The organism is Stappia sp. ES.058 (genome assembly GCF_900105595.1).
Lineage (GTDB): Bacteria > Pseudomonadota > Alphaproteobacteria > Rhizobiales > Stappiaceae > Stappia.
Window position 1 is genome coordinate 1,293,637 of record NZ_LT629784.1, and the last position, 13,700, is coordinate 1,307,336.

12 protein-coding genes and 1 pseudogene are annotated in these 13,700 nt (G+C 60.9%); 2 read left to right on the top strand and 11 right to left on the bottom strand.

All coding sequences use genetic code 11. From position 1 onward, the window contains the following. The first annotated feature begins 105 nt into the window (after positions 1–105). Together BLU32_RS21640 and BLU32_RS21645 are read left to right on the top strand one after the other, a co-directional pair. Positions 106–1,653: a P-loop ATPase, Sll1717 family gene (locus tag BLU32_RS21640; RefSeq protein ID WP_157727528.1), complete on the top strand. Its 1,548-nt coding sequence runs from the start codon at positions 106–108 to the stop codon at positions 1,651–1,653. Continuing rightward, on the top strand, positions 1,650–2,021 hold the full coding sequence (locus tag BLU32_RS21645; RefSeq protein ID WP_157727529.1) for a hypothetical protein: 372 nt from the start codon (positions 1,650–1,652) through the stop codon (positions 2,019–2,021). The genes BLU32_RS21640 and BLU32_RS21645 overlap by 4 nt, the downstream gene beginning before the upstream one ends. Here the strand turns inward: BLU32_RS21645 and BLU32_RS05965 are convergent. The 11 genes and pseudogenes from BLU32_RS05965 to BLU32_RS06015 form a co-directional block, all read right to left on the bottom strand. Then, positions 1,982–2,763 (bottom strand): annotated as a pseudogene (locus BLU32_RS05965) (IS5 family transposase). The gene BLU32_RS21645 and the pseudogene BLU32_RS05965 overlap by 40 nt on opposite strands. A 153-nt stretch (positions 2,764–2,916) precedes the next feature. Continuing rightward, positions 2,917–3,693: an SDR family oxidoreductase gene (locus BLU32_RS05970; protein ID WP_093805425.1), complete on the bottom strand. Its 777-nt coding sequence runs from the start codon at positions 3,691–3,693 to the stop codon at positions 2,917–2,919. Next, a complete protein-coding gene (locus BLU32_RS05975; protein WP_093805426.1) occupies positions 3,693–4,616 on the bottom strand; it encodes a dihydrodipicolinate synthase family protein in 924 nt (307 codons plus the stop codon). Before BLU32_RS05975 ends, BLU32_RS05970 begins: the two co-directional genes overlap by 1 nt. Before the next feature lie 22 nt (positions 4,617–4,638). After that, on the bottom strand, positions 4,639–5,298 hold the full coding sequence (locus BLU32_RS05980; protein ID WP_093805427.1) for an aspartate/glutamate racemase family protein: 660 nt from the start codon (positions 5,296–5,298) through the stop codon (positions 4,639–4,641). Beyond that, positions 5,295–6,743, bottom strand: a complete 1,449-nt coding sequence (locus BLU32_RS05985; RefSeq protein ID WP_093805428.1) for an amidohydrolase family protein — start codon at positions 6,741–6,743, stop codon at positions 5,295–5,297. The genes BLU32_RS05980 and BLU32_RS05985 overlap by 4 nt, the downstream gene beginning before the upstream one ends. Further along, positions 6,736–8,202 (bottom strand): ABC transporter substrate-binding protein, encoded by a 1,467-nt coding sequence (locus tag BLU32_RS05990; RefSeq protein ID WP_093805429.1) that lies wholly within the window; start codon positions 8,200–8,202, stop codon positions 6,736–6,738. Before BLU32_RS05990 ends, BLU32_RS05985 begins: the two co-directional genes overlap by 8 nt. Next, positions 8,199–9,221: an ABC transporter ATP-binding protein gene (locus tag BLU32_RS05995; RefSeq protein WP_093805430.1), complete on the bottom strand. Its 1,023-nt coding sequence runs from the start codon at positions 9,219–9,221 to the stop codon at positions 8,199–8,201. Before BLU32_RS05995 ends, BLU32_RS05990 begins: the two co-directional genes overlap by 4 nt. Beyond that, positions 9,218–10,228: an ABC transporter ATP-binding protein gene (locus tag BLU32_RS06000; RefSeq protein ID WP_093805431.1), complete on the bottom strand. Its 1,011-nt coding sequence runs from the start codon at positions 10,226–10,228 to the stop codon at positions 9,218–9,220. The genes BLU32_RS05995 and BLU32_RS06000 overlap by 4 nt, the downstream gene beginning before the upstream one ends. After that, positions 10,228–11,103 carry an ABC transporter permease gene (locus BLU32_RS06005; RefSeq protein ID WP_093805432.1) on the bottom strand — a complete coding sequence of 292 codons (876 nt, stop codon included), beginning with the start codon at positions 11,101–11,103 and terminating at the stop codon, positions 10,228–10,230. Before BLU32_RS06005 ends, BLU32_RS06000 begins: the two co-directional genes overlap by 1 nt. A gap of 1 nt (position 11,104) precedes the next feature. After that, the gene (locus BLU32_RS06010) at positions 11,105–12,070 is read right to left on the bottom strand and encodes an ABC transporter permease (protein ID WP_093805433.1); all 966 of its coding nucleotides are present in this window, start codon (positions 12,068–12,070) and stop codon (positions 11,105–11,107) included. 76 nt (positions 12,071–12,146) lie between these two features. Continuing rightward, positions 12,147–13,700 carry an ABC transporter substrate-binding protein gene (locus tag BLU32_RS06015; RefSeq protein WP_093805434.1) on the bottom strand — a complete coding sequence of 518 codons (1,554 nt, stop codon included), beginning with the start codon at positions 13,698–13,700 and terminating at the stop codon, positions 12,147–12,149.

Below are 13,700 nucleotides of genomic sequence, written 5' to 3' on the forward strand. Positions count from 1 at the left end.
TTCTGGCACCGAGTTTAGTAAACAAAGAGCATTTGGTGAGCTAAGATAGTTGACGTAGGGTTTTTTTATGGCTATTTACGAGATGTAAGTCTGGGGGGCGCTGTTTTGTCACTATATGATTTATTGACTCCAAAAGAACCCCTTGGTCCGATTGATCAGTCTGATATTTCCGAAGAAAGAGATGCCGCAGAACTAATTGAATTGGTTCCGCCATTTCTTCATTCGCTTGAGCGTCGCGCATCTATTATCTTGGGCCGAAAAGGTTCCGGAAAGTCTTCTGTGCTTTCCGGATACAAATCATATAAAACATTCTTAGAGCGAGCAAGTAAAATTTCAATAGGCTCTCTGCCAAATGGCGACTATGTCGTTCCAATCGTCACTTGGGACCATTTTCACGACATGGTAAGAAGTGTTGCTCGGCAAAGAGCTTTAGATTTAGAAGAATTGGCGGATCCTGAGCTTGTTTCTCCTGAGAGAGTTGCAGAGTATTGGTTTGAAGCGGAATGGGACGAGATCATAAAGTGGTTCTATGACCACTTTATTGAAATGGATGCAGATCAGAGTTTATTTGAGCCCATCAGGCAGTATTTTGAAGCGGAGCCTATGGGGCTTGATGCGATATCCGATGCGAAAGTATTTGATAGCCTTTTTAAGTCAGCAAAGGAGGCAATATCAAGCTATTTGGTGAAAATGAATAGAAAGTGTTATATTCTTTTTGATAGCATGGAAAAATATCCGGTTCGAAACCAACTTTTTTATTTAGTTGCAGAAGGATTTCTGAGGTCTATAAGCAAATTCAACGCGGCGAATCCAAATATTGACATAATATTTTGCTTTCCAGAGGAGTTGGAGGCTGAATTTAGATCGTCAAACTATCTCAAAGACTTTAAAGGGGCCTATAGACTTCGTTGGAAACCTATCGATCTTTTAAGAGTTGTCGCTCATCGATATAGACTCTTTCTAAGAGAGCATGACCCTTTGTTTTTTAAAGATTTCGCGTCAGAGATTGATCTTACCAATAGAGAAGATGTGCAAGCATTCTTTAAGAAAGTTCTCCCTCCCGATGTTGAAAACAGACTTGGCCAGAAGGAAGATCCTCTTGCCTACATAATTCGGCATACGCATCTCGTTCCCCGTCATGTCTTGCTAATTATGAACAAGATTATCCTTGATTCTCATGAGGAAACCGGAGGCTATCGGCGTCTGCTGAGAGATTCGATCGTCAAAGGAATTCATGAGACTGAAGAACTTATTTGTGATCAAATTCTGTCGCCCTACAAGGTATTGTATCCGCTTCTCTTAGAAAACTTACCGCGAGTAATAGCAGATGTTGGTCCTGTAGCTACCTACCAGGAGGTTAACAAGGTGCTCGGGAGGCTCAAGGGACTTACTGAAGTTGAGCCGCATCAAATGTGGAACATTCTATATGAGATTGGAATCTTAGGGCGCATTGAGAACAGTCGAGGTAGCGGCGTTGGTCGCTACAGTTATGGTAGGTTTCATTTTGTTGAGGGCGGCCAGATCGGTGCCGCAACCGATGCACTTTATTGTTTCCACCCCACATTTTCACGTTACTACGGACTGATACGTCAAGGTGCGTACGAGAAAACTATTATTTATCCGGATGGCGTCGAGGAGTTTGTGCCGCGATGAGTTTGTATAAAGTCAGCTTTTTTGTGGGAATATTTATTATTATATTTGGATTCTGTTTTGCTTTGTTATTCGACGATCCGTATTTATTTCGCCGTTTTGGTGCTCTTACAACAGGGTATGCTGCGTGTCTTGTGCTGTTGCAGATTGCCCTCGAGAATAATTTTGAAGCGCAGAAAGAAGAGAGCAAATTAAACGACAGTGATGAACTGTCGCCTGTTAAAGAAAAGTGGCTTCGTAAAAGAAACGATAAGAAATTCTTATTTTACTCTCAAAAACGAATGTCTATTGCACTTATAGTTGCGAGTTTGGCGTTATTGGGTGAGATTGTTCATGGATTCGGTGACTTTCTTGTAAAAATATTCATTTGAAGCGGTTTGAGGCAATTTTCTTTGGTTGAACTACTTGTGTTTCTGTGGGGTGCTATCCAGCGGAACTTTTTGAGCATGCCAAATTTGCGCGCGATGACATTCCGGCCTTTGTAAAATTTTGGCGAGAAACAGTTTTTCCATTGTCTTGTTTTGCGTGGCAGGGCGGAGAGGGCAATGTCTCCTCCGCTTCCACTGAACGACGGATAATATCGCTATTGTAGCCGTTGTCGCAATGCATGGTACCATCTTGCTGGAAGAGCAGAAGAAACGCTTTGGCACCAATAAAGTCTGTCACGTTTGGGCCGGTCAGGTGGAAGGAAACAGGACGTCCCTGATGATCACTCAGGGCGTAGAACTTTGTTCTCGCACCACCATGAGATCGCCCCCGGGAATGGACTTTAGCCCCCTATTCCGCTACGTGCGACCCGATGGGCTCCAACCGCCGTGCTATCAATCATGACCTTGAGAGTTGGACCGCCATTTCGCGAACGACTATCGAAAACCGTTCTCCAGACATCCTTACATCCTTGTTGGCCCATCGAACGAACCGATTGTAGAGGGTTTTCCTTGGGTCGCAGACTCCCGGGGCATCAATCCAGTGGTCGCCAGACTTTAGGGCATGAATGATGCCGCTGATCACTGGTCGATCATCGACACGTGCCTTACCACGCGTATTGGTTGGTAGAAACGGCTGCAACTTTGAAATGTTCTCATCGTTGAGCCAAAATAACCCATCAAACAGCGCCAAACTCCCTTTCAGGAGCTTGAATCAGATCTCACATGATTTGCTCAGTCGTCTTATGGATCTGAAGCCCAGGTCTGCGCAAAGCTAAAAAACCGGAGCGCGTGTCGCGCCCCGGCTTTCGTCGTTCACCGCTTCTGAGGCCAACCCGCCTCAGATGCCCTTGATCGCGCCGCCGTCGATGCGGATGCGGCTGCCGGTGACGTAGCTTGCCCGCGTCGAGGCGAGGAAGGTGACGACGTCGGCGAACTCCTGCGGTTTGCCGTAGCGGCCGGCGGGGATGGCGGCGGCCGAGGCGGTTGCGACGTCCTCCACCGGCTTGCCGGTGCGCTTTGCGGCGGCGGCGTCCAGCTCGTCGACGCGGGCGGTGTGGATGCGGCCCGGCAGCACGACGTTGACCGTCACGCCGTCCTTGGCGACTTCGTTGGACAGCGTTTTCGACCAGCCGACGACGGCGGCGCGAATGCCGTTGGACAGCGCGAGGTTGGGGATCGGCTGTTCCACGCCCGACGAGGCGATGGTGATCACCCGGCCGAAGCCGCGTTCCTGCATCTTCGGCAGGAAGCGCCCGGTGATGTGGAAGAGATTGGCGGCCATGCCCTCGAACTGGGCGATCCAGTCGCCGCGCTTGGCGGCCTGTGCGGTGCCCGGGGGCGGGCCGCCGATGTTGTTGACGAGGATGTCGACGCCACCCTTGGCCAGCAGGTCGTCGACGGCCTTGTCCACCGCCGCGATGTCGGTGAGATCGAGCGCGAGCGCCTCGACCTTGCCGGCCGGCAGATCGGCGGCCCAGTCGCGGATGGTGTCGGCGTTGCGCGCGGCGGCGATCACATGCGCACCTTCGGCCGCCAGCGTTTCGGCGATGGCACGGCCGAGACCACGGCTTGCGCCGAGCACCAGCGCTTTCTTGTCGGCAAGACCCAGATCCATCAGTTCAGCTCCTTCAATCGGTTTTCCTGGCGCGCGATCAGGCGGTCGACTTCCGCGCGCGTCGTTGCGTCCAGCGCGTTGCCCGGCTTGCGCAGGGCGGGGGAGGCGATGATCCCGCGCTTGGCGAGGGTGTATTTGCGAATGGCAAGACCGAGGCCCGGCTGCTGCTCGAAGCGCGCGAGCGGCAGATAGGCGTCGAACAGGTCGCGGGCCCGCTCCATGTCGCCCCTGGCGTGATGCTCCACGACGGTCGCCATCATCTCCGGATAGGCAAAGCCGGTCATCGCGCCATCGGCGCCGCGCTCCATTTCCTCCGGCAGGAACATGCCGCCGTTGCCGCAGAGGATGGAAATGCGCCGGTCGAGGGTGCCTTCCTTGCGCAAAGCGGTGATCTTGGCAAGCCCCGGCCAGTCCTCATGCTTGAGGCAGACGCAGCTGGGAAGCGTGTTGACGATCCGCGCGATGGTTGAGACCGACATCTGCACGTTCGTTGCGAGTGGGAAATCCTGCAGCACGAAGGGCACGTCGCCGATCAGCTCCGCAACTTGCGTGTAATAGCCAACGATCTGGTCGTCGGTGCGAAGCGCGCCCGGAGGGGCGATCATCACGCCGGCGGCGCCGTCGCCCATCACCATCCTGGTCAGCGCGTCGATCTGGGCAAAGCCGGGCGCCGAGACGCCGGCGACGACGGGAACGCGGCCCTGCACCCGCTTGAGGATGCGTCCGACGACCGTGCGGGATTCCTCGACCGTGAGCTTGGGCGCTTCGCCCATCATGCCGAGCACCGTCAGGCCGGTGGCGCCGGCCTCCAGATAGAAGTCGACGAGCTTGTCGCAGCCCTCCAGATCGAGCGCGCCCGTGTCGGTAAACGGTGTGATGGCAATGACATAGACGCCGCGGGCGTCTTCGCTCAGTCGGATCATTGTGTCGTCTTCCTTTTCACGTTCAATCGCAGCGGGCGAGCGCGATGCGGCCGAGCGCCATTGCGGTCGCGGCCTGGCACGGGTCGATGACCGGAATGCCCAGCGTTTGCTGAAGGTCCTGTCGGTAGCGCGCCATGCCGGCGCAGCCGAGGATGAGAACGTCGGCGCCGTCGGCGTCGCGAAGCTGCGCGCCGACCTCGTCGAGGCGCGCGCGGGTGCGGGTCTCGTCGGAGAGGTCCGCCACGCCGAGATCGATCGGACGGTCGGCGGCCAGCCGGTCGAGAAGGCCCATGGCGCCGAGCGTCCTGATGTGGCGCGCGACCGAGCCGCGCTTGATCGAGAGAATGCCGAAGCGCTGGCCCATGGTCAGCGCGGTGATATAGGCGCTCTCGCCGATGCCGAGCACCGGACGGGCGCTTTGCTCGCGCAGCGCCGCAAGACCGGGATCGGAGAAACAGGCGATAACGAAGGCGCTCGCCCCCGCCTCCAGCGCGCGCGCCTGTGCAAGCAGCGGCAGCACGACGCCGTCGACGTGAGCTTGTGTCTCTATCCCCTCCGGTCCCTCTGGGAGAAGGTGGCAGCGGATGTCGACCCCCGCGCCCGCGCGCATCGGATCGATGGCCGCATCGATCCCGTCGGTGACGACGCGCGAGGAGTTCGGGTTGAGGATATGCAGGGTCATGAGCGGGTCTCCCTATCGCTTGCGCGCGGATGCTTCCAGAAACCTTCGTGCATCTCCAGATCCTTTTGCGCGCCGATGCGCGCGATCATGGCGTTCGTCTCGCGTTCGGCGTCGGCGAGGATCGTAGCGCTTGAGACGCGTGTCGGCTTGCGGTTCCTGAGGCAGATCTCACCGCCGACGATCACCGTATCGACGTCGTTGCCGTTCGCGAAGTTTATGACGCGGTGTGCCGCCATGTTGTCGGGCGCCAGATGCGGGCGCTGCATGTCGACGAGGATCATGTCTGCACGCTTGCCCGGCTCGAGCGAGCCGATCTCCGCGTCGAGGCCGAGCGCCCTGGCCGCGTCGATGGTCGCCATTTCCAGCACCTTGCCCGGCGGCAGCACCTTCGGATCCTGAAAATGCCTGCGGTGATAATGCATCGCCTGCTGCATGTGGCGGAACATGTCGCCCGATCGATCCGGCGCGGTCGCATCCGAGCCGAGGCCGACGGTGACGCCGGCTTCCATCAGCTCGATGGCCGGGCAGCGGCCCATGATCGAGGCGACGGCGGAGGGATTGTGCGCGATACGGGTTTGTGTATCGGCGCAGATCCCGATTTCCTCGGCGGTGATGTCGATGGCGTGCGACAGAAGCGCGTCGGGCCCGAGCAGGCCGAGATCCTTGGCGCGCGTGACCGAACCGCGCCAGTGCCCGTCCTGGGTGAAGACGACCTTCGCCTCGCGCGACAGCGCGCGCGTCGCCTGCGCCTGGCGGATCGCTTCGGCATAGTCGCCCGGTGACATGTCGCGCTCGTGTTCGTCGCGCAGCACGGGATAGAGCAGGGCGATCATCACCCGGTTGTCGCCCGCGCAGTGCCAGTCGGCCAGAAGGCGCTTGCAGGTTTCAAGCTGGGTTTCGAAGGTGACCGGCTTCGGGTCCGCGCCGCCATTGGCATAGGTGCGCGGATGCGGCGCGCGTGTCGGCCCGACGGCGACCACGGAGCGCGTGCCGACCTCCAGCACACCCTTCGCATGGGCCGCGCCATAGACGGGATCGTCGGTGCGCATGATCGTGTCGCCGCCGCCGAGCAGCGAGACGCCGGTGGTGACGCCGAAGGTCAGCCGCTCCAGCGCCGCGAGCCGGGCTTCCGCATACCAGAACTCCGGGGTCGAGCCGGTGGTATAGACCTCGCCGCAAATCTCTTCCCAGCGGTTGCCGCTGTCCATGCCCATTGTCTTGATCAACCCGTGGCCGGCATGGGCGTGAACGTCGATCAGACCGGGCAGAACCACCTTGCCGGTGGCGTCGAGCGTCTCGGCGTTCGGATAGCGCTCCGCGACCTCCGCTGCCGTTCCGACAGCGACGATGCGCCCGTCGGAAATGGCGACGGCGCCGTTCTCGATGATGCGGCGCTCCGGATCGATTGCGATGACGGTTCCGCCGGTGACGATGAGATCAGCCATGGGCGGTCTCCGTGTCGGTGGTGAATGCGGGGAGGTCCGCGACGTCGATCACGCCGTCCTCGCGCATGCGGAAACCGGGATGGTTGCCGGAAAGCCCGATGGCACGATGCGGAATGTAGAGCGTCAGCCATGCCGGGTCGCTTTGCAGCTCCGCATAGGCCTTGCGGTAGAGCGCGGCGCGGGCCTGCGTGTCCGACGTGACGCGTCCCTCGTCGATCAGTGCCTCGATGGCTTCGTTGCGATAGCCCTGCCACCAGGCGCCCGCCGTGCGGGAATCGATCTTCTCGTAGAGCACGCGGAAGGTGGACATCGGGCTGGAATCGAACACGCAGAGATCGCCGATCTCCTTGCGCCGGACCATATGGGCATAGGCCTCGCGGTCCTTGTGGATGCGCACGTCGAAACGAACGTCGATGGCGGCAAGCTGCGCGCCGAGATCGGCGGTGAGCTTTTGCGCCTCGTCCGGCAGTCGCGTGGGGCAGTCGAGCGTCAGCGTCAGTCCGTCGGCATGGCCGGCCTCTGCAAGAAGCGCGCGCGCCGCCGCGACATTCGGACCGGGAACGGGATCGCCGCCGGCGCCGAAGTGGCGCGGACTGACGAACCCGTGCAGCGGATCGGCGGCGCCGTCGAGAACCGTATCGATCAGGGCCTGGCGGTCGACGGCGAGCGAAAGGGCCCGGCGGACGCGGGCGTCCTGCAACGGTCCCTTGGCGGAGTTCAGCAGATAGATGATCGCCACCGGCGCGGTGAAGCGCACCAGCATCGCACCGGCAACCGTGCCGATATGCGGATCGAGCGAATTGGCGACCTGCACGCGCCCGTCGGCCAGCATGCGCGCCCGTTCCTTTGCATCCGTTTCAAGGACGAAGACAAGCGTCTCGTTTTTGGGCGCCGTCGCGAAATGGTCGGGGTTGCGGGTCGCGGTGACACGGTCCTTGCCCGCGCTTTGCAGCCGATAGGGCCCGGTTCCGCAAATGGCGGTCTTGTCGCCGGCGTCGAGCCTGTCGAAGACGGACGGCGCCACGATGAAGCCCTGGACAAGAACGTCGAGGAGATCGGCCATCGGCGCCGTCAGGCGAACGGTGAGCGTCAGGCCGTCGGCCTCGATCTCCGCGCCGCCGAGATACTGCCGCCAGACGGCAGGCGATCCCAGCGTATAGCCCTTGTCCTCGCGGGCCATGCGATGCAGCGACTGCGCGACAGCAGCCGCGTCGCAGGCCGTTCCGTCGTGAAACGCGACGCCGGACCGGATGTCGAAGGTCCATGTGCGGGCATCGTCGCTGACGCGCCAGCCTTCGGCGAGGTGAGCGTGATAGGTCCCGTCGCGACGCTTCACCAATGTGTCGTAGAAGGTCTGGTACAGTGTTAGCTCGTCATTGGCGTCGGTGCAGTCATGCGGATCGCCGAGCGGCAGGCGGGGCAGGGCGATCGTCACGGGGGCGGCGTCAGCATACGTCATTGGGTATCGCGCTCCGGCTCGTCGGTGAGGTGGCAGGCAACCTCTTGTCCGTCGCCCATATCCTTAAGCGTCGGCCGTTCCACCTTGCAGCGCTCGAAGGCGAGCGGGCAGCGCGTGCGGAAGCAGCAGCCGCTCGGCAGGTCGAGCGCCGAGGGCACTTCGCCCGAGAGTTCGATTTCCTCGCGCGGGCGTGTCTTTTCGATCGACGGCGCGGCCGAAAGCAGCGCGCGCGTGTAGGGGTGGCGCGGGGCGGAGAAGAGTTTCTCCCGCGACCCGGTCTCGACCAGGAAGCCGAGATACATCACGCCGATCCGGTCGGCGATGTGATGCACCACCGAAAGATCGTGACTGATGAACAGATAGGCGAGGCCGAACTCGTCGCGCAGGTCCATCATCAGGTTGAGGATCTGCGCCTGGATCGAGACGTCGAGCGCCGACACCGGCTCGTCCGCGATGATCAGTCCCGGATTGACAGAAAGCGCGCGGGCAATGCCGATGCGCTGGCGCTGGCCGCCGGAAAACTGGTGCGGATAGCGCCCGGCATGTTCGGCGTTGAGGCCGACGCGTGCCAGAAGATCCAGCGTCTTTTGCGCGACCTCCTTGCGCGCCGCCCGGCCTTTGGTCTGCTCCAGCAGCGGTTCGGCGACGATATCGCGGACTTTCTGGCGCGGGTTGAGCGATGCAAAGGGATCCTGAAAGATCATCTGCATCCTGGAGCGCACGGGAAGCATCTCGCGTACGCCATAGGCGGAAATGTCCTCGCCCTCGATGCGGATCGCCCCCTGCGACGGGCGATAGATGCGCGCGATGGTCTTGGCGACCGTTGATTTGCCGCATCCGCTTTCCCCGACGAGGGCAACGACCTCGCCGCGATTAACGGTGAGAGACACGCCGTTCACCGCCTTGACCCGCGTGTCGGGGAACCGCAGTCGACCGTCGGTGAACTTCATGCGGTCCAAGAGCGATCCGCCGATACGGAATTCCTGGTGCAGGTTCTCGATCTGGAGCATGGCCGTCATTCTGTTTCCCCTTCCGTCAGCGGGAAATGGCAGGCATGGGCGCGGGCATCGCTCTCGACCAGCGGCGGCTCGGTCTCGCGACACAGGGCGCCGACGCGCGGACAGCGGTCCTGGAAATTGCAGCCCTTCGGAAGATTGCGGATATCAGGCACCGCCCCGGGGATCTGCTTGAGCCGCGCGAGGCGATGCGCCGGGTTGGGAATGCTGTCGATCAGTCCGCGGGTGTAGGGATGCGAGGGACGGCGGATGACATCGTCCGTCGGCCCGCGTTCCACCACCTTGCCGCAGTAGAGCACCGTAATGTTGTCCGCCATTTCCGAGACGACGGCGAGGTCATGCGTCACCAGGATCATGGAGGCGCCGTTCTCGCGGATCTGGCGGCGCATCAGTTTCAGGATCTGGGCCTGGATGGTGACGTCGAGCGCCGTCGTGGGCTCGTCCGCGATCACCAGCTTCGGCTGTGCCAGCATTGCGATGGCGATCACCACGCGCTGGCGCATGCCGCCGGAGAACTGATGCGGATAGGCCTTCAGCCGGTCCGCCGCCCGCGAGATACCGACGTCCTCAAGCACCTCGACGCAGCGCGCCTGGCGCGCGGCCGCATCCATGTCCGAATGCAGACGAAGCATTTCATCCATCTGCTCACCGACAGTGTGCAGCGGGTTGAGCGACGTCATCGGGTCCTGGAAGACCATTGCGATGTCGCGGCCGCGAATGTCGCGGAGCCGGGCGTCGCTCGCGTCCTTCAGGTTCTCGCCGTTGAACTCGATCACGCCGCTCTCGATCCTCCCCGGCGGGTCGATCAACCCGAGGATCGAGAAACCGACGACGGATTTGCCGCCCCCGCTTTCGCCAACAAGCCCCATGATCTCGCCGGACTTGACCGCAAAGCTCACACCGTCGACGGCCTTCACCGTGCCGGAGAAGGTGTGGAACCAGGTGCGGAGATCCTCGACCCTGAGCAGGGCGTCGGACGAGGCGGCGTCCGCCTTTCGTGCTTCGGCCATTATTTCAACCTCGGGTTCAGTTCGTCACGCAGGAAGTCGCCGAACAGGTTGATCCCGAACACCAGCGCCATAATGAAGAGGCCGGGAAAGACCGACGTCCACCACAAGCCGGAGAACAGCACATCGAAGCCGTTCTTGATCAACAGGCCGAGCGAGGGCTGGGTGATGGGAACGCCGACGCCCAGAAACGAGAGGCTTGCCTCGATCAGGATGAAGGTGCCGACCTGGACGGTGGCGACGACAATCAGCGGCGTCATCACGTTCGGCAGAACGTGACGGCGGATGATCTTGCCGTCGCGCAGGCCCGCAACACGAGCCGCCTGGACGTATTCCTTCTGGACTTCCGACAGCGTCGATCCGCGCACGGTTCTTGCGTAAACCACCCAGCCAACCGCCGTCAGCGCGATCAAAACCTTGTCGATGCCGGTGCCGAAGGCGGACATCAGGAACAGCGCAATCAGCATGGAGGGAAAGGAGAGCTGGATATCGGCGATGCGCATGATCGCAGCGTCAAGCCGCCCGCCGTAGAAGCCGGCGAGGAGCCCTGCCGTCGTGCCGATGAGGCAGGACATCAGCATCGCCGTGACACCGATCATCACCGACACGCGCGTGCCGTAGAGAATGCCGGCGAGCACGCCACGCCCCTGGCCGTCGGTGCCCAGCAGAAAGCGCGGGTCGCCGCCCTCCAGCCACACCGGCGGCTTGTAGCTGTCCAGCAGATTGAGCTGGCCGACGTCATAGGGGTCCTGCGCCACGAAGAGCGGCCCGGCGATCACGATCACCGTGAAGATCACAAGGACGATGCTGCCGACGATGGCCGAGGCGTTGCGCTTGTAATTGTGGAAGAATTCGGAGGAAAGGAAGGTCGCGCTCATGTCATTTCACCGTAATGCGCGGGTCGATCCAAGTGTAGACCATGTCGACGAGGAAGTTGATCACGACGAAGATGAAGGCGACCAGCATCAGATAGACCACGATCACCGGGCGATCGGCGCGATAGATGGAATCGATCAACAGCTTGCCGAGGCCGGGCCAGGCGAAGATGGTTTCCGTGATCGTCGCGAAGGCGATCAGGTCGCCGAGCTGGAGACCGAAGATCGTCACCACGGGGATCAGGGCGTTGCGCAGGCCGTGCCCGTAGAGCACGCCGCGTCGCGACACGCCCTTGGCGCGGGCGAATTTCATGTAGTCCTGGCGCATGACCTCCATCATGCCCGCACGGGTGATGCGCAGGATGATCGCCATCGTTGCCAGAGAGAGCGTCAGCGACGGCAGGATGATGTGGTACCAGCCGTCCAGCGTCAGGATCGACAGCTTCAGTCCGAGGAACTCGACCGTGTCGCCCCGCCCGGAGGAGGGGAAGATCTGCCATTGCACCGCCAATACGAAAATCAGCATCATGCCGACCCAGAAGCTGGGCAGCGAGATGCCGAGAAGCGAGCCGGACATGATCGCCCGGCTGGTCGTGCGGTTGGGATTGGCGCCGGCATAGACGCCGAGCGGGATGGCCACCAGTGCCGCGAAGATCATCGCCACGACGACGATTTCCATCGTTGCCGGCAGGCGTTCCAGGATCAGGTCCATCGCCGGTTGCCGGTAGACGTAGGAGCGGCCGAAGTCGCCCTGGAGCATGCCTTGCATGAAGACGAGGTATTGTTCGAACAGGGACCGGTCGAGGCCGAGAATCCGGCGTGCCTGATCGATTTCCGCCTGTGTGGAATCGATGGGGATGACCATGAACACCGGATCGCCGGTAAAGCTCATCATCAAGAAGACGATGACCGATACGATCCACAGGACGAAGACCATCTGCAAGAGACGTTTGATCGTGTAACCGAGCACGCGCGCGATCCCTGGCTGGCTGTCTCAGATAAGAAAACCGGCGACGCTTGCGCGCCGCCGGCCCGATGGCTGGCGATCAGCCCTTGATGTCCATGTCGTAGGCCCAGAGGAACTTGTCCGTGCGCGGTGCGAATTCGACCGCCGTGCTGGCGCCGTAGATGTCCTGCTCGTAGTGAACCGGGATCATCGGGATGTCCTTCAGCAGGATCCTGGTGACGTCCTGCAGGTAGGCATCGCGTTCCGCGACCCGCGGGGTGCTGTCGGCCTTGTCGATCAGCGCATCCACTTCAGGGTTGGAGTAGGCGCCGCGGTTGACCTGGCCGTAGCCGTCCTTCTTGTCGCGCGAATAGAACATCACGCCATACATCGAGCCGGCATCGCCGGAGGGAACGTCCCAGCCGGACATGATGAAGCTCGACTGGTCGGACGGCACCCGGATGTAACCGAAGAAGTTCGACTTCGGCATCAGGTTGAGCTGCAGGTCGATGTTGATCTTCGCCAGCATCGAGGCAAGCGCCTGGGCGATCTGCGCGTCGTTGACATAGCGGTTGTTGGTCGCATCCAGCGTCATCGTGAAGCCGTCCGCGTAGCCCGCATCCGCCATCAGCGCCTTGGCCTTGTCCACGTCGAACGGATAGATCTCGTGGAAGTTCTCGCCTTCGAGATGTCCGACGTGGCTTTCCGGCACATACTGCGCGGAAGGCGTCGACAGGCCGTTCATGATGATCTTGGAGATCGTGTCGACATCGATCGCCCGTGCCATGGCCTCGCGCACGCGACGGTCGGTCATCGGGTTGTCGCCCTCGATTGTCGGGCTCTTGGCGCGCATGTCGAGCGCCAGCACCAGGTTCAGGAGGCTCGGTCGGGTGACGACCTCATAGCCCTCTGTACGCTTGACGCGGTCGACGTCGCGCACGGCCAGATCCTGCACGATGTCCACTTCGCCGGTCAGAAGTGCCGCGGTGCGGGTTGCCGGATTTGTGATCGGGCGGAAAGTGACGGTCTCGATCTCCGCTTCGCCCATGTAGTAGTCGTCGAAGGCCTCGAGCGCGATACGGTCTTCCTTGACCCACTCCACCAGCTTGTAGGGGCCTGTGCCCATCGGCTGGCGGTCGAGGTCGTCGCCGACCTTCTTCACGTGATCCTCCGACAGGATGAGAATGGCGGCGAGGTCATTCGGCAGCGCTGCGTAGGGGCGGAAGGTCTTGATCTCTACGGTGCGCTCGTCGATGGCGCGAAAGCTCTCGATGTTGGCCGCGAGATTGGCCATCAGCGAGCCCTTCAGCCGATCGAGGGTAAAGACGACGTCGGAGGCCTTGAGGGCGTCACCGTCGTGGAATTTCACGTCGTCGCGCAGGGTGAAGACCCAGGTGACGTCGTCGGTCAGTTCCCAGCTTTCCGCAAGGCCCGGTCCGAACTGCAGCTCGGCGTCGCGGCGAACGAGCGGATCGTAAAGGTGGTAGTACATGATGTTGGAGCTGAGCTCCTCGCCCGCCTGCGGGTCCATATGTACCGCGTCGGAGGTCAGGCCGACGGTCAAGGACTTGTCTGCGGCGATCGCGCCCGTGGCGGTCATGGCCACGACGGCGACGGAGGCAAGAAGGCGTTTGATATCAGTATGCAATGTCAT